The sequence below is a fragment of the Psychrosphaera aestuarii genome (genome assembly GCF_017948405.1).
GTDB classification, from domain to species: domain Bacteria; phylum Pseudomonadota; class Gammaproteobacteria; order Enterobacterales; family Alteromonadaceae; genus Psychrosphaera; species Psychrosphaera aestuarii.
Genome location: NZ_CP072844.1, coordinates 309558 through 326148, shown reverse-complemented (window position 1 = coordinate 326148; position 16591 = coordinate 309558). Strand labels below are relative to the sequence as shown.

General features: G+C 39.2%; 18 protein-coding genes. 5 read left to right on the top strand and 13 right to left on the bottom strand.

The genetic code is table 11. The annotated features are described in order from the left end of the window. Positions 1-2 precede the first annotated feature (2 nt). From J9318_RS01575 to J9318_RS01555, 5 genes are all read right to left on the bottom strand, one after another. The gene (locus J9318_RS01575; protein ID WP_210560767.1) at positions 3-2354 is read right to left on the bottom strand and encodes a GNAT family N-acetyltransferase; all 2352 of its coding nucleotides are present in this window, start codon (positions 2352-2354) and stop codon (positions 3-5) included. Beyond that, complete coding sequence (gene uvrD, locus J9318_RS01570; RefSeq protein ID WP_210560766.1) at positions 2355-4670, bottom strand: DNA helicase II; 2316 nt, start codon at positions 4668-4670, stop codon at positions 2355-2357. Between the two features lie 42 nt (positions 4671-4712). Beyond that, complete coding sequence (locus J9318_RS01565) at positions 4713-5432, bottom strand: HAD-IA family hydrolase (protein ID WP_210560765.1); 720 nt, start codon at positions 5430-5432, stop codon at positions 4713-4715. A gap of 23 nt (positions 5433-5455) precedes the next feature. Beyond that, positions 5456-6673 (bottom strand): GGDEF domain-containing protein, encoded by a 1218-nt coding sequence (locus J9318_RS01560; RefSeq protein ID WP_210560764.1) that lies wholly within the window; start codon positions 6671-6673, stop codon positions 5456-5458. 65 nt (positions 6674-6738) lie between these two features. Next, the gene (locus J9318_RS01555; protein ID WP_244731773.1) at positions 6739-7389 is read right to left on the bottom strand and encodes an HD domain-containing protein; all 651 of its coding nucleotides are present in this window, start codon (positions 7387-7389) and stop codon (positions 6739-6741) included. Positions 7390-7457: 68 nt separating this feature from the next. On the opposite strand from J9318_RS01555, the gene glpE reads away from it, so the two are divergent. Beyond that, positions 7458-7781: a thiosulfate sulfurtransferase GlpE gene (gene glpE / locus J9318_RS01550; RefSeq protein ID WP_210560763.1), complete on the top strand. Its 324-nt coding sequence runs from the start codon at positions 7458-7460 to the stop codon at positions 7779-7781. A gap of 3 nt (positions 7782-7784) precedes the next feature. Then, positions 7785-8606: a rhomboid family intramembrane serine protease GlpG gene (gene glpG / locus J9318_RS01545; RefSeq protein ID WP_210560762.1), complete on the top strand. Its 822-nt coding sequence runs from the start codon at positions 7785-7787 to the stop codon at positions 8604-8606. Positions 8607-8670: 64 nt separating this feature from the next. Here glpG and J9318_RS01540 read toward each other — a convergent pair whose 3' ends face one another. After that, positions 8671-9072, bottom strand: coding sequence for a flagellar basal body-associated protein FliL (locus J9318_RS01540; RefSeq protein ID WP_210560761.1), 402 nt, complete (start codon positions 9070-9072; stop codon positions 8671-8673). A 122-nt stretch (positions 9073-9194) separates the two neighbouring features. On the opposite strand from J9318_RS01540, the gene J9318_RS01535 reads away from it, so the two are divergent. The 3 genes from J9318_RS01535 to J9318_RS01525 are packed head-to-tail and all read left to right on the top strand — an operon-like array spanning position 9195 to position 11535. Further along, positions 9195-9755: a chorismate--pyruvate lyase family protein gene (locus J9318_RS01535; RefSeq protein WP_210560760.1), complete on the top strand. Its 561-nt coding sequence runs from the start codon at positions 9195-9197 to the stop codon at positions 9753-9755. A 58-nt stretch (positions 9756-9813) separates the two neighbouring features. Next, positions 9814-10632 (top strand): 4-hydroxybenzoate octaprenyltransferase, encoded by an 819-nt coding sequence (gene ubiA, locus J9318_RS01530; protein ID WP_244731770.1) that lies wholly within the window; start codon positions 9814-9816, stop codon positions 10630-10632. Beyond that, positions 10633-11535, top strand: a complete 903-nt coding sequence (locus J9318_RS01525) for an AEC family transporter (protein WP_210560758.1) — start codon at positions 10633-10635, stop codon at positions 11533-11535. It abuts the gene before it with no gap. Position 11536: 1 nt separating this feature from the next. Here J9318_RS01525 and J9318_RS01520 read toward each other — a convergent pair whose 3' ends face one another. The 7 genes from J9318_RS01520 to atpD all read right to left on the bottom strand — a co-directional run bounded on the left by J9318_RS01520 (position 11537) and on the right by atpD (position 16563). Beyond that, positions 11537-12067, bottom strand: a complete 531-nt coding sequence (locus J9318_RS01520) for a methylated-DNA--[protein]-cysteine S-methyltransferase (protein ID WP_244731767.1) — start codon at positions 12065-12067, stop codon at positions 11537-11539. Further along, complete coding sequence (locus J9318_RS01515; protein ID WP_210560757.1) at positions 12064-13440, bottom strand: DNA-3-methyladenine glycosylase 2 family protein; 1377 nt, start codon at positions 13438-13440, stop codon at positions 12064-12066. The genes J9318_RS01520 and J9318_RS01515 overlap by 4 nt, the downstream gene beginning before the upstream one ends. 101 nt (positions 13441-13541) lie before the next feature. Continuing rightward, positions 13542-13892 carry an MGMT family protein gene (locus tag J9318_RS01510; protein ID WP_210560756.1) on the bottom strand — a complete coding sequence of 117 codons (351 nt, stop codon included), beginning with the start codon at positions 13890-13892 and terminating at the stop codon, positions 13542-13544. Between the two features lie 60 nt (positions 13893-13952). Further along, a complete protein-coding gene (locus tag J9318_RS01505) occupies positions 13953-14153 on the bottom strand; it encodes a DUF3283 domain-containing protein (RefSeq protein WP_210560755.1) in 201 nt (66 codons plus the stop codon). A 70-nt stretch (positions 14154-14223) separates the two neighbouring features. Next, positions 14224-14547 (bottom strand): DUF413 domain-containing protein, encoded by a 324-nt coding sequence (maoP, locus tag J9318_RS01500; RefSeq protein WP_210560754.1) that lies wholly within the window; start codon positions 14545-14547, stop codon positions 14224-14226. Between the two features lie 193 nt (positions 14548-14740). After that, positions 14741-15160, bottom strand: a complete 420-nt coding sequence (locus J9318_RS01495) for a F0F1 ATP synthase subunit epsilon (RefSeq protein ID WP_210560753.1) — start codon at positions 15158-15160, stop codon at positions 14741-14743. Between the two features lie 23 nt (positions 15161-15183). Next, positions 15184-16563, bottom strand: a complete 1380-nt coding sequence (atpD, locus tag J9318_RS01490) for a F0F1 ATP synthase subunit beta (RefSeq protein WP_210560752.1) — start codon at positions 16561-16563, stop codon at positions 15184-15186. Positions 16564-16591: the final 28 nt, after the last annotated feature.

Genomic DNA, 16591 nt, shown 5'->3' with positions numbered 1-16591 from the left:
TTTTATTGGTTTATTCGATTTAAAAGAATAGAGGACTGCGCTCTAATAGCGCTGACTAACTCTTTTTCCCCAGAGAAGTTATAAGATTTAATTAAAACCTTGTTTGAAACACCTGTAATAAACTTATCGTCAATTAAGGCCGGTATTTCTGCATCGGACGATTCTGTAATTTTACGAATAGCCAATAAACAGGAGTCAGGTGAACGGTAAAACTGCGATAAACATCGTAAATCAGCGTGATTTTGTTGTGTTGACCAAGTTAGGTAATCTGAATCGCTTTGACGATACTCCCCTTGTGGTGACAGCTTTTGGCGATCAGACAATTCTCGCCACCCAACATCTACTTCCATTTTCAAGGTTTCATAAAATCGGGCGCTCCAGCGCTTGGCCCAGCAAGAGGTCGATTTTTGCAACGCTTTAAGCATTAATACACTCACCAAACCTGTACTCGCATCTGGCTTTAAGCCTAAACGCACTGTCATAAATTTACTTTTTTGCCAAAAGTTTATTACTTTTACATCGTACCCAAAACTAGTGCTTAAAAAGTCGATGTTCCCATGTTGCTTAAAATGACATTCGAGTTTGTTTAAAAATACGGTTCCAACACCCTTTGACTGCCAATGCGGGGATACTGCAATCCTAACAATTCTTGCATAATTAAAATAACCGGCATTTTTAAAACCACAATGTGCGATTAATGATTGGGGTGCTAAATGGCCTCTTGGTCGTCTAACACCTTGCCAAATAGACCCCATTAATTCCTTGTCATTATCTGCGTCAAAACCACCTTCTAAGGATATTAGTGCTGTAGCAGCTACCTGATTCCCTTGATAAAGCGAAAATATTTGAATACTTGGATTATCTAACATCGCCCGCAAGTCATTTGGCGTTGTTTGATAGTGTGCTTCGGTTAATAAACCAAATAGCTTGGCTACTTGACCGCTTTTCACTAAATCCAAAGGTACTTCACGTTTCAACGTTAAAGTATCTAAGGCTATATCCAGAGGGGATGTCTCCTGAATCCTCTTGTTCGTAGCATCTATATCCACACAAAAACATAGGCTGGTATTAATTATTCGCTCTAAATTATCTGATTCAGTCCAACGAATGGGTTGCTTCATTGTTAGGTGCTGAAAGAAACTAGAGTTTTTAACTAACCAGGGTTTCAGTTTGTACTCTAGCCCTCTACCTGTTCCTTCATATCCGTGAATAGTCGTTGCCAAAATGACTTTATTTACTTTATTTACTAGTTGTTGCACCACTGAAACTGGAATGCTAGCGGCCTCATCAATAATCAATAAGTCTATATCATCAATTTGTTGACTCCCTCGCTCAATAATATGATCGGGTGAATAAAAGACAGCACTATGCTTAGGGTTCGCAATTACACTCTCAAAGTGCTCGATCAGTATTGATGTCGACTCTTTGCTAGATGAGGTAACAACAATATTAAATTCAATATCAGCGGATACGTTATGGTTCACCCAATCCGCAGTGCTTAAACCAACCGCTGAAGACTTTCCTCGGCCTCGATCGGCACTAATTAACAATCTCTGGCCGAATGGCTGATCAGCTACAGGGTATCTACTCTGCAAACCTCCTAATAACTCGTGAATCTTACCAGCTACATATTTTTGATCTGCAGTGACATACTTTGAGTCGGTAGATACGTCAATATTTTCTAAATGGTTGGTTGTTGAATGTTTTGCTTTTGACAAAATACTCGAAGACGTTTTTTTTATTGGGCTTACTTCGGCCAACGACTCCGAGAGGTTTGTAAGATTATAAACATAGACCCCGTTGTTGAGGTTTTGTTGAAGTACCGACAATAAATGCAAAACAAAGTTATTCGTTAAATCTTTAGGTTGATAACGCTCTGCAAGAAATCGATATTGTTCGGGATCATCTAGCGTTAGCCATTTTTCATCTGATGGTGTTATCAGGACCAAAACACCACCTTGCCGAACAATGCCTGATAAAGCGGCAAACGCATCGGCATTAAACCCTTGGTATGCATCATAAATTAACACATCACATTCTTGGCCTAGATATTTTCGGAACTTCTTAAGTCGCCACTCGTTTTTTCGTTGTACAGACTGATCGTTAATTAAAGCAGGCTCTAAAAATGCTACGACATCAAGGTGGTCAATAGTTGGCAATGACTCTTTATAATCATTTTTTTTTGTAACGTGCTTTGGGGTGTTTTTTTCAGAGTTGACTGTAGATACTGTTAATAACGTACTTAGTTGTTGATAACACTCCGCTTGAGGACCACACAGGCGAACTAACCCGCGCTGTTTTTGCTGGATTAATTCACTGTGTAAATGCGTAATGTAATCGTCAAACTGAGTCATTTATATCGCTGTTAATTTCGCGTAAGTGGTAACCAACCATTTTGCACCAAACTGATCAAAATTAACTTGTATTCGTGCATGCTCTCCATCACCCTCACAATTTAGTACTGTGCCTTCACCAAACTTTGCATGCACAACACGCTGTCCAAGCGAAAAGCCAGTTCCTGTGAATTTAATATGACTCGTTGCCGCTTTAGGTTTTGGAGAGTATCCAGAACCGGAGCCATACCCAGTGGAGCTGCCATAGCTAGAGCTACTGCTTCGATAAGCTGGTTGGCTAACCGATGTGGTCAATTTTACGTGATAAAGACACTCTTCCGGTATTTCCGAAATAAAGCGAGACGGACGATGATGATGCTCCTGTCCGTACATCCGACGCACTTCAGCATAAGTAATAAATAGGCGCTGGCGTGCTCTTGTCATACCGACATATGCCAGTCTGCGCTCTTCTTCCAGTCGTTCTGGAGCATCAGCGCTTTGCTGACTTGGGAACATTCCTTCTTCCACACCCACCATAAATACAAGTGGGAACTCTAGTCCTTTTGCACTGTGAAGAGTCATTAACTGAACAGCTTCTTCATAGTCGTCAGCTTGCGACTCACCCGACTCTAAAGAGGCATGAGATAAAAATGCAGAAAGTATTGGCATTTCTTCCATGTTTTCGTCCGGCTCATACTGCTTACATGCCGTCACAAGTTCTTCTAAGTTTTCTACTCGAGTTTGGCCTTTCTCACCTTTTTCTGCTTGATACATAGCCTTAAGACCTGACGCCTGTATTGCTTGATCCGCTTGTTCGTGCAACGGTAGCTCTGATACGTCTGTTTCTAACGTTTCCACCAGCTCGATAAACTTTTTTAATGCTCCAGAAGCCCGAGGTGACAATCTATTCTCGTTAATTAATCGACCACTTGCTTGCCACATTGTAATGCTCTGGCTTCGCGCTGCATCTCTAATAGTTTGCAGTGTTTTATCACCAATACCGCGAGCGGGTGTGTTTATTACTCGCTCAAACGCAGCGTCATCATCACGATTTGCTAATATTCTTAAATAGGCCAGTGCATCTTTAATTTCTTGACGTTCGAAGAATCGAAGACCGCCATAAATCTTATATTTTAAACCTGCTCGTAATAATGCTTCTTCAAGTACTCGAGATTGAGCGTTATTGCGATATAAAATGGCGGTGTCAGAAAGACTGCCTCCATCTTCTTGCCACTTTTGAATATTTCCAACTACAAAACGAGACTCTTCTAATTCATTGAACGAAGAGTAAACCGCTATTGGATCGCCTTCTTTATCTTCTGTCCATAGGTCTTTACCTAAACGATCACTGTTGTTTGAAATCACTGCATTTGCAGCTTTAAGAATATTAGCAGTGGAGCGGTAGTTTTGTTCTAAGCGAATAGTCTCTACATCGGCAAAGTCTTTTTGGAAGTTGTGAATATTTTCAACTCTTGCACCACGCCAGCCATAAATAGACTGATCATCGTCGCCAACAATCATGACGTAAGATTGATCTTCGCCATCGGCTACGCCACCAGGGTGTCCGCCTGATATTAATTGAATCCAAGCATACTGAATACTATTGGTATCTTGAAATTCATCTACTAATACATGACGGAAGCGTTTTCTATAGTGGCTTAATACGTCTGCATGTGTTGCTAAAACTTCATGGCTACGTAACAGTATTTCAGCAAAGTCTACTAGGCCAGCACGATCACATGCTTGCTGATAAGCTTCATAAACCTTCAACATTACTTGTTCAGTCGGATCAAAGGTATCGATATGCTTTGGCCTTAGTCCCTCGTCTTTTTTACCATTGATGTACCACATGATCTGTTTGGCCGGATAACGTTTTTCGTCAAGATTAAGGCTTTTTAATAAACGACGAATCAACCTATGCTGGTCGTCAGAGTCGATTACTTGAAAGCTTTCTGGAAGTTTTGCTTCTCTGAAATGAGTTCTTAAAAAGCGATGCGCAAGACCATGAAACGTTCCTATCCACATGCCATGGTTACTAAACTGAGAACCAACCGTACCATGCCCCATTACGGATTCTAAACGATGGCGCATTTCGGTCGCTGCTTTATTAGTAAAGGTTACCGCCATAATCGAGTATGGTGATACATGATGCGCTCTGATCAAATAACCAATTCGACTAATTAAAACTTTGGTTTTTCCTGAACCTGCACCGGCCAATACCAGCATATTCTGCGGAGGAGCAGTAACAGCTTCGTGTTGACGTTCATTTAATTCATTAAGTTTGAGCGCGGCTAAACCGTGATGATCTGGTTCCTGATGAGGAATAAAAACGTCCATTATGTACTGAGGCCTTAAACTGGATATAAAAACAGGTTTTGATTATAGCAGTTGTAGTAAATCATCCAAGTCTGAATATTCAGCATTCGGTAATGAAGCACCAACCGACATGGGTTCCTTTGCAGGGTTATACCAAAAACTATTGGTTGTAGCATTTTGTGCCGACTTTAAGTCTGATTTTATATTGTCGCCGATGTGTAAAATTGAACTCAGTTTTACATCTAAGTGGTTGGCCGCCATATTGAGCATGTCTGGGTGCGGTTTCATTTTATTGCCGTTTGCACCAGCACGGTAGTAGCCAACAAAGTAATCGGCTAACCCAAGTCTATTAATATCGGCATTCCCATTCGTCACTGCAACCAGAGGATATTTACTTTTTAATGCATCCAGCACCTTAAATGTCTTATCTTCAATTTGAAAATTTGAACGCGCTTGGTAAAACACATTGAAGGCTTGTTCTATTAATTTACTTCTATCTAAATCATTTATCTTATATGGCGCTAAGCCTAATTCTATTGACGCTTTTCTCCACAACGTTACATCATGCTTTAAACTGGGATTTCGCGAAAGTGACTGGTGTTTTAGCAGTAACCAAGGGGCTATTCCCGCTGATTTAATATCTGGAATTTTACGACACAAGAATTCAAACTGCTTTTGTTCGGCTATGTGTATAACCTCTTCGTTGTAATAAAGAGTGTCGTCTAAATCAAAACTGAGCGCTCGAATGGGGGATGAAAAGTTACGGTAAAATTTTAAAGCCAAATCTATTCCTAATCTATAAAAGTTTAATCATCGGACTTATCACTTACACAATTTCGTCCAGAGCTTTTTGCATCATACATTGCCTTATCAGCTCTACGCAGTAAAATATCCACTGGTTCATTTGTCTGGTATTGTGCAATTCCAAAGCTGGCTGTTACTTTTATTGCTTTTTTCTCATGGACAATAGCGTGTTGCATAAGAGCAACTCGAAGGGAATTGGCTAATTGTAGTGCTTCTTTTTTTGTTGAGTCCGGCATAAGGATTGCAAATTCTTCGCCTCCTATTCGGCCAAAAATATCCGTTTCCCGAAGTCGATCTTGTATTACAGAAGCCACATCCACTAATACTTTATCGCCAACCTCATGACCAAACTGATCATTAATATGTTTAAATAAATCAATATCAAAAGTAATTATACTTAACGATGTGAATTGTCGGTCTGAACGTTTTTTCTCTCTACTCAAATGCTCCATGAAGCTACGACGGTTATCAATACCCGTTAACGCATCTGTCATAGCCAACCGTTTTAATTGCTCTTCTAATTTTTTTCGTTGCTGAATTTCTGTCTTTAATAATTGATTATCACGTTCTTTTTCCTGCTCTACAGACCATGCGATCCTAAAATTTTTGTTTATTGTGTAAGACATTGATAAACCGATTGTGTTTGATAGGAACATAAACGTTGTTGCAAAGCCTAAACGAGAGTCTTCAGCTGAGAACAAAAATATGGCTGCTAATGTATATAGTAGAATGAGAGCTAACGCGGTTACACATTGTTGAACTAAATTTAATGGTACAAAAATATAAACTAATATTGTTAAAAAGGAACAACATATTGCCAACTCAAAGAGCGTTGCGGGAGCAGTCATCCATTTGCTGTATATATAAAAGGTGATAAATAAAGCGGAGAGGAATAAACCTAAAAAAACATTTACAGTTTTATGAACAACACTCGGTTTTAAATTTCGAGTAATTGTCATATAACAAATCAAACCCGCAATACCAACAAACAGTTTAATAAACATGTTTATTAGCATTACCTCAGGCGCTAAAAACTCAACAAATCGATCAGATATTAAAAAAAGGGCAAAAAACAGCGATAAAACAAATATACCACGAGCAATCGCAACTGCATTTATAGCAAAACGTTCTCTATTGTATTTGTTTTCTAGATATTTATTTTCAAATATGGGCCACCAGCACTTAAGTTGGTAACCCGTTTGTTGCCATGACTTGTTCATAGTCCATATGTTTTTTTTATTATACCAATTGCACTATAGATTAATTTTTAACCAAACGCTCGTGTTTAATCAATTTCTAAACCTAGTTGGTTTAAGTAAGCTTCCATGAACTCAACTCGATGTTTTGCCAATAGCTTTCCATGTTTGGTTTTCATTGAATCCGCTGTTTTAAATAGCTTTTCGTAAAAGTGATCAATGGCAGAGGTTTTACTATTTGGTGTTCTTGTTTCGCAAAATGGATCATCCCAATGATATATCTTACTTCCAAGTTTGCCCGAAACTGCAAAACAACGGGCAATACCAACTGCGCCCAGGCCATCTAGGCGATCAGCATCTTGAACAACCTCAGCTTCTAACGTTTTAGTCGTTATATTTGCACTATAACTATGGGCTTCCACGGCATGAAATACCGACTCTAGTTTATGCTCAGGAAAGCCGTTTATTGATAAGAACTCAACGGCCTTTTTAGCTGCCAAATGACTTGAAGTACTATTTCTAGGATCATTTTTTGCGAAAGTGACACAATCATGTAACCAAGCTGCAGCTTTAACAACCCATAAGTCAGCTTTCTCAGCTTCAGCGATAATGGTCGCGTTTTTTACAACTCGCTTTATATGATTAATATCATGCGCAGTGTCATGAACAATTTGTTGCGACATGAAGTCATGGCAGACTTTTTCGAGTATTTCTAGCGAATTAATTTTTATTGCGAGCATAACAAACCTATAATCGGCTCTTAAAGTAAGTATTATGATAAATAAATTAAGGTCTTTCAGGAATTTTTATGTCTACTTTTAAGCGAATTAGTATTACTGACGCAAATGAAATGATCAGCAATAACCAAGTTGTGATAGCTGATATTAGAGATGAGCAGTCATTTTCTGCCGCACATGTTGAAAACGCGTTTCACCTTACAAATGGCACGTTAAATACTTTCGCCCAGAATAACGACTTCGAACAAACGGTTTTAGTCTTCTGTTATCACGGTAATAGCTCACAAGGTGCAGCGCAGTATTTAGTAGAACAAGGGTTTGAAGACGTGTATAGCGTAGATGGTGGATTTGAAATGTGGCGCCAGAACTTTCCATTTGTAAGCTCTGATCATTAGCCGATGAATTTTATTGGGCAATTGGGATCGCAAAGAGCGTGTTTAGCTTTTTGTGATTATCTCAAAGTAAATGGTTTATCTTTTCGTGTAGAAGAAGCACACGATAGTGGTCTCATTAGCTACTCTATTTATACATCTGATAGTGACTTAAAAAATGTTCAGTTGGCATTTGAACGATTTATTGCCGATCCACACCACGAAGATTTTTTAAGCGCATCTTGGCAACTTGCAGAGCCTGTAGTCTCAACCTCTAGCCAAAGTTTGGGGTTATTTACTATATGGTCAAGTGTTGGTTTGTTAACTCGTGCAATCACGGCTTTATGTATTGTCATTTTTGTCGTGTCATATTTAGGCTGGTATCGAGAAGTGTTTTTTGCACTTAAGTTTAACTGGACCTTGTCTGAACCATATCGATTAATTACTCCCGCTATTATGCACTTAAGCGCTGTACACCTTTTGTTTAATCTGGCGTGGTGGTGGTATCTAGGTGGAAAAGTAGAAAAAACTCTCGGTTATATCACTCTCTTTCAAGTTTTTATTATTTCAGCGTTAGTATCAAATGTCTTGCAAGCTTATTTGGTCAATGATCAATTTGCAGGCTTGTCGGGTGTCAATTATGCCCTTGCTGGTTTTGTTTGGACATGCGGTGCTATCCATAAGTCAACAAAGCTATTTCTTCCAAATAACCTGTTTATCTTTTTGTTAGTCTGGATGGCTGTTGGCTTTATTGACGTATTACCTATCCCAATGGCAAATTGGGCTCATTTAGGTGGTTTACTTGCCGGGGTAATGTTGGGCTTACTACTCGTTAAAAAGTTAAAATAAAAAAAGGGAGTCAAGCTCCCTTATTGTTTGATTATAAAACTTTCGCTTAGCTAACTACGTCACCTTAGCTATATAAATACTTAGTAAAGATTAAGTCTTTAATTACTGGGTGACCGGTTTCCTTTTCCATCAGCTCTTTTAGTTTTTCTAAAATCAACATTCTTATTTCTTCTCGGCCAGTCATCGATTTCACTTTTTGTTCTGGCTGACGAATCAATATATCTATAATGGCGTCGCGCAGTAACGGCGCATGATGTTCAACAACTGGTACATTTTGTACGTCTTCAATCATTAACTCTGCCGTAATTCTTACAAATCCGATTCGTCTTTTATTACTTACATAGTTTGTAATGATATCTGGCTCAAAACCATAGTAACCAACATTTGGTTTTTCATCCGCTGCCTGCGAGCCGAATGAGCTGGTTAATATAATTATTGCGATCAAAATACGTAACAAAACGTTCACCTTTTGTTTTTATCAGTTAGCGCTAATTTTAGTGAATTATATAGGTTCTACCAGCTTTTATTTTGAGAAGTTAAGATAATTTTTGCTACCATACGTTTTCGTACTTAAATGAGATGATTATTTTGTTTCCTATTGATTTACCGGAAAATTGGCAAACCGCCGAAGACAATGAGCTTTTGGCCCTGAAAAAAGGAATACAGCATTGGGTCTGTGCTGAAAGTTCATTAACTGTAAAAGTTAAAGAACTCGGTGTGTCTTTCTCAGTAGAAGTCATAAATCAATGTTATAAACCTCTTAGTATTACTACGAAAAAAATATTAAATACATCTGACAATGTTGCTCTTATTAGAGAAGTTGTATTAAAACAGGGTGATACGCCTCTTATCTATGCACAAACCGTCATGCCTGAGTCAACCATTATTGGAACAGAGGCAAGACTTGCCGAACTTGGGAATCAGTCATTAGGGCAGATTTTGTTTCAAAGCCATCATGCTAAACGTGGCAAAATTGAAGTCTCTCTAGTAGAAAAGGCCTCACATCTAGGCTCATATATTGAACAACACCTAAATCAACCAATTGTAGAGCCTTGTTTTATTCGCAGATCTGTCTTTCATCTTAATGATAAACCATTACTTGTGAACGAGTGTTTCTTACCTGCATTAATCATTAATATAGAGGACTAAAGCATTGCGCTGGCAATTATCATTCAACAATTTCAGCTCCTATCTACAGTTAATGAGAATGGACAAACCGATTGGTATCTATTTATTGTTATGGCCGACTTTGTGGGCGTTGTGGATAGCATCTTTCGGCGTTCCAAACTGGCACTACACTCTAGTATTTGTCTTAGGAGTGGTATTAATGCGCTCTGCCGGTTGTGTTATCAATGATTATGCCGACAGAAAGTTTGATGGCCATGTGTCTAGAACATCACAACGGCCGATTCCATCAGGCAAAGTCACACCAACAGAAGCACTTCAGTTATTTTTTGTACTTATCGTTAGTGCATTTTTCTTAGTATTAACTCTAGACATTTATGTTGTTATTTTGTCTATCGGAGGTTTACTTTTAGCGTCTATTTATCCATTTATGAAACGATATACTCACTTTCCCCAAGTTGTTTTAGGTGCTGCTTTTAGTTGGGCGATTCCAATGGCATTTATGGCAGTACAAGCTGATCTTCCTATTGAGATGTGGGTCCTTTATTTTGCAAATTTAACTTGGACAATTGCCTACGATACTTTTTACGCAATGGTTGATAAAGAAGATGATTTAAAAATAGGCGTAAAGTCGACGGCGATTGCATTTGGTAAAAATGATTTACTTATAATAGGTCTATTACAATTAACTACGCTTTGGTTATTTGTACAGTTGCATGCTTACCTAAGTTGGCATTGGCCAATGACTATAGCAATTGCAGCAAGTGCAACTATGTTTGTGATGCAATTATGGGACTGTCGAAACAGAGATAAGTCAAAATGTTTTAAAGCGTTTTTAGACAATCATTATGTTGGTCTAATTGTATTTATTGGTTTAGTTATCGAATATTGGATCTTTTAGGTGATAACTTTTTCAATCATTTTGCCACTGGCCATCATTTGCTTTTTGGGTTTTTTATTGGCTCGCTTTAAATGGCTTTCAAAACACCAGATAGATTCATTGTCGTCACTATGCTTTACGTTTTTGATACCACTCTTTTTATTCAAAAGTACATCTCAAACCGATTTATCGTCTGGCTTGTCATGGACTTGGTTTGCGGCTATGTATTTAGGTATATTGATCACCTTTTTTGGTTTATTTACTATTTTAAAAAAGGTGGGTCTGCGTAGTAACGCCAACGCGTCGGTATCGTCTCTCACTGGTACCTACTCAAATACAGTATTAATATCAATTCCAGTACTGATAGGTTTACTTGGAGAAAAAATAGCGGGACAGGCTTTTGTGTTAATAGCTTTTCATAGTGCGATGTTATTTATTATTACCGAACTTTATATCAACTCCCTTACGCTTAAAAACATCATAAAGAGCCTTAAAAATCCAATTGTAGTAAGTATTTCTGCGGGTCTGTTATTTAACCTATCTGGTGTGAAGCTTCCCAATCTACTGTTACAGCCATTAGATATGATATCGACCTCTGCAATTCCATTAGCATTGTTTGGGTTAGGTGCAGCGATGAATTACTTGCCGATCAAAGGTAATCGGTCTGAGGCGTTTGTATTGAGTGTTATCAAGCTAATTATGTTACCCGGTGTTGTTTATCTTTTAGCGACCTATCTGTTTAAGCTACCATCACAAGCGACGTTAATTGTTGTTTTGCTAACCGCCAGTCCTACAGGTGTTAATGCCTTTATTCTCTCTGCTAAACATAAGGTGCAAGAAGGCATAAGCGCTACGACAGTTGTTTTTTCTACATCATTAAGTGTCATTACTGTGACAGCATGGAGTTATTTTTTAACTCACTAGGTTATCTTACTAGTGATTTTTCAAAATCGAGTAATTTTTGTTTGTTATCCAAACCACCAGCGTATCCTGTCAGTGTGCCATTTGCTCCTATAACCCTGTGACATGGGACAACTATCGCTAACGGATTTTTACCATTTGCAGCACCCACGGCCCTTACAGCTTTAGGGTTATTGATAAAAGCGGCCAATTGACCGTAAGACCAGGTTTCTCCCAACGGTATTTTTGTCAGGGCATGCCAAACTTGTTTCTGAAATTTTGTCCCATAGCTACTTTGGAATTCTAATAGCAAATCAAAGTTGTATGACTGGCCTTTAAAGTAACAATCTAGCTGAGTTTGCGCTAAATCCAGCAAAGGGTGCTTATCATCATTATGCAGATTTTTTATTTGTTCTTTAGCTATAAGCTCTACATACCATAAGCTAGCATCACCCTTTTCGTCTTTGGTATTTATACCTATTTCAATAAGTCCGATTGGAGACTTTATCCACCTGGTTAATAAGCTTATAGGCATAGCTTGTTTAACGGCACTCATAACATATTCCACATATTAAAGGTTAGATAAGTCCGCCATGGGGAGGCGTTATCAGGTTCAATTAATGGAAATATATCTAATGCTTTCTTGATCCCCAAATCGCTCTCTAACCAAATATCAGTATTAGATAATCCACGCATTTGCGCGTATTCGACGGTCCAAGGACCAATGCCTTTTAATGTTAACCACATCTGTGGATCTGCCGTTGGATTGTCTAAACAATACTTTGCTAAACGGATAAGTGTTTGTTTTCTGGCATCCGGTATTTTTAAGAACAATAATCGAGATTTTGCTATTTTTTGTGGTGTAGGAAACCATCTATATTCAGTACCGTCGATAGTATCTTTATCACCTAGTTCTTCGACAAGTTGATTTAGTAAGTTTGTCGCTGCTTTAACAGAAACTTGCTGGCCTAAAATAGCTCGGACGCCTGCCTCAAAAACGGTCCAACAACTCGGTATTCGGATACCCGGCGTTACGTTGTGTTCTGGCAAGCCTGCGGTCATTAACGCTTTTGTAATCACACCTACATTGGCATTAAGATCAAATACTTGCCTTATTTTTTGAACAACCGAATAAAGGTATTTTGGATCGTCGATAACAATACTAACGTTAAATCCTTGCTTATCTGGCCGGTGAACAGCGTTAAAGCGTCCCTTGACGAAGTTATCCCCATCAGGCCATAAGAATGTACGCCCGTATGAACTCGTTCCCACGTGCTCCATTGAGGATATCTTTCTGAACTCTACAAAATTATGCCAGTGCTCCCAATCAAAAGGAGGTTGATAGTTAAGTTGTAAACGAATTGGATCATCGGTAGCAGGGTGTTTGCGGATTTCTGAAGGCGTTTTTGTTGTTATTTTTTTAAAACTATCGTTAAAACGACGAACATTATTAAATCCACTCGCAAACGCTACATCTTGAATCGGCATATGTGTCTGGTGTAGTAGGGACTTTGCAAATAATATTTGTTGGTGTTGAACATAATGTTTTGGCGACACTCCTAACTTCTCTACAAATAACTTTCTTAAATACCGATCTGTTATACCTAATCTAGTAGCCAAATCACCAAGTTTTAAGGCATGAAAGCCTTCTTCATGAATAATATTAAGTGCCCTTTGTACAGTGGTTTGTGTGCCGTTCCATGCCGGTGAGAATGGCGCTGATTCTGGCCTACATCGAAGACATGGACGATATCCAGAAACCAATGCTTCGTTAGCAGTTTGAAAGTATTCTACATTTTGTTCTTTAGGGGGAGTAGCCGGACAGATAGGGCGACAAAATATCCCCGTCGTTTTTACAGCAACATAAAATACGCCATCAAAGCGAGGATCTCTTGATAAACGAGCTTGTTGATATGATTGCAATTCCATTCTGATACCCAAATACAAACCGACTAGTTATTTGAGTCTAACGTATATTCTTTATAAAACTAGATGAAAACGGAAATCAATGTTTTAAGTTTTCTAAGTTGCTACCCTGAAATGGTAAATAGTATGTCGGTCAGGTTAACAACCCATTGATGATCTTTTAGATTTACTCTGCGACCTTTTACAGTTATACCATCACCCATTAATAAACTGCGTTGATTTATGAACTCTGGTGTTCCTGGCTTAAACGCTATTTCACCTGATGATCTAACAACTCGAAACCAAGGAACCGGCTGGTCATTAACACCATCTTTTGGAATAAATTGTAAGCTTTTCCCAACCAACCTGGCTCTACCTGGAAGTCCCGCTAAATCTGCAACTTGCCCATAGCTGCAAACCTTGCCTTCTGGAATTAGCTGTACTGTCGTCCAAATTTTGTAATAGGCAGTATTCATACGCGCGTAGAGGTTTGCTTGAAAATTAATTAAGTTCCATGTGGAACTAAACTATCAGTTTTACATAGACTTAAAAAATTCATATCGTTGCATTAAGTGCTCTTGCAAGCTTGGCTCAGCAAAGTGCTGGTGGATATACTTTATGATTTCTGGGCGGCTCATTAAGCCTCTTTTTTCTTTATAAGCCCAGAAAGACGCCATCAAATCGTGTTGAATAGCGTCTTGTTCGGCCTGAGGTTTTATCGCTATATTGTGACTCATATTAACCCTAGCATTTAAATTGATAGCGTTAGTTTACGTAAAACTTTATCAATATACAGCGATAATTTAATTAATCCATTGGTAAAAAGTTACTAGCTCCATCGTGGCGTGAAAGGAATATTCGCTCTGAACGCGCTTGAATTGCTTGCTTGTATTTACGCCAGGCTTTTACCGCAAAACTTTCACTCTCAATTCCCTCACATATAGCCTGTTGAAAGTGTAGCTCATCATCATTTTCTGGCGCTCTAACCTTTGCTTCCAACTCTCGCAATGTATGTCCATGAGACTCTAAATACTCAGCCTCTCTAATTGTAAATACGCCACTACGACGAAACCCATGCGGGAAGTTATGATCGTCGTAATAATTGTATTTGCCTGCACTAATGTTTTCCATATTAAATCCACCTATCAAATTAAAATAAACGAATCGCCAAATACTATTGGCTAGTTATATAGATTGTTTGCGACAAATCTGTGGCGTTTTTATTACATATTTTATAAAAAGGGAAGTTTTATTTGCACAAAAATTGGGCATAAAAAAACCCAGCATAAGCTGGGTTTTCAAAAACATCTGTAAGGAAGCTGAATTAGCCTTTACGAATTTGTTTGATAACACGTAATTGTGCGATAGCGCGTGCAAGCTGCGCTGCAGCTTCTGCGTATTCAAAGTCGTTCCCAGAGTCCTCTATATGCATTTCAGCCGTTTTCTTAGCTTCTAATGCCGCAGATTCATCTAGATCTTCCGCTCGAATTGCGATATCCGTTAACACAGATACACTACCAGGTTGCACTTCTAAAATACCACCGGCAACGTAGAAGAATTGTTCTTCGCCGTGCTGTTTAACTACGCGTACCATGCCAGGTTTAATGGCAGTAAGTAAAGGCGCGTGACCTGGGTAGATACCCAAATCACCTTCACTACCTGTTACCTGCAACGTTTCAACAAGACCAGAAAATAATTTCTGTTCCGCGCTTACTACGTCTAGGTGGACAGTCATTGCAGCCATTTTACGCTCCTATTTACGTATTCTTATTTAGCTTTTTCTAAAGCTTCTTCAACCGAACCAACCATGTAGAACGCTTGTTCTGGTAGGCTGTCGTATTCGCCGTTTAAGATTCCTTTAAAGCCAGCAATTGTGTCTTTAAGAGAAACGTATTTACCAGATGCACCGGTGAATACTTCTGCAACGAAGAAAGGTTGAGATAAGAAACGTTCAATCTTACGAGCACGAGATACAGTCTGCTTATCTTCTTCAGATAATTCGTCCATACCAAGAATCGCAATGATGTCTTTTAGTTCTTTATAACGTTGAAGTACTGTTTGTACACCACGTGCAGTATCGTAATGCTCTTGACCAATAACTAATGGATCAAGCTGACGAGATGTTGAATCAAGTGGATCGATCGCCGGGTAAATACCTTTTGATGCGATATCACGAGATAGTACAACTGTCGCGTCTAAGTGAGCAAACGTTGTTGCTGGTGATGGGTCAGTCAAGTCATCCGCAGGTACATAAACCGCTTGGATTGAAGTGATTGAACCAGTCTTAGTAGAAGCGATACGCTCCTGAAGTACACCCATTTCTTCAGCAAGAGTAGGCTGGTAACCTACCGCTGATGGCATACGACCAAGAAGTGCTGATACTTCTGTACCTGCTAGTGTGTAACGGTAGATGTTATCAACGAAGAAAAGAACGTCACGACCTTCGTCACGGAACTTCTCAGCCATTGTCAAACCAGTTAACGCTACGCGTAAACGGTTTCCAGGAGGCTCGTTCATCTGACCGTAAACTAGAGATACTTTATCTAGTACGTTTGATTCATTCATCTCATGATAGAAATCGTTACCTTCACGTGTACGCTCACCAACACCGGCGAATACTGAGTAGCCGCTGTGCTCGATTGCGATGTTACGGATAAGTTCCATCATGTTTACGGTTTTACCAACACCGGCACCACCGAATAGACCAACTTTACCACCTTTAGCAAATGGACATACAAGGTCGATAACCTTGATACCAGTTTCTAAAAGCTCAGTTGAGCTAGATTGTTCTTCATAAGAAGGCGCTGCACGGTGAATCGTGTAACGTTCTTCTTCACCAATAGGACCCGCTTCATCAATTGGGTTACCTAATACGTCCATGATACGACCTAATGTAGCTGTACCAACTGGAACTTCGATACCTTTACCAGTACTAACTACTTGCGCACCACGTGCTAAACCGTCAGTAGTACCTAGAGCGATTGCACGAACAACACCGCCACCTAGCTGCTGCTGAACTTCTAGCGTAAGACCCTCTAGGCCACCGCTAGTTACTTTAATCGCGTCATATACCGCAGGTACTGCATCTTGTGGGAACTCTACGTCCACAACCGCGCCAATGATCTGTACGACCTTACCTTGACTCATGACATTTCCTCTAAAATTGTTTTTAAAC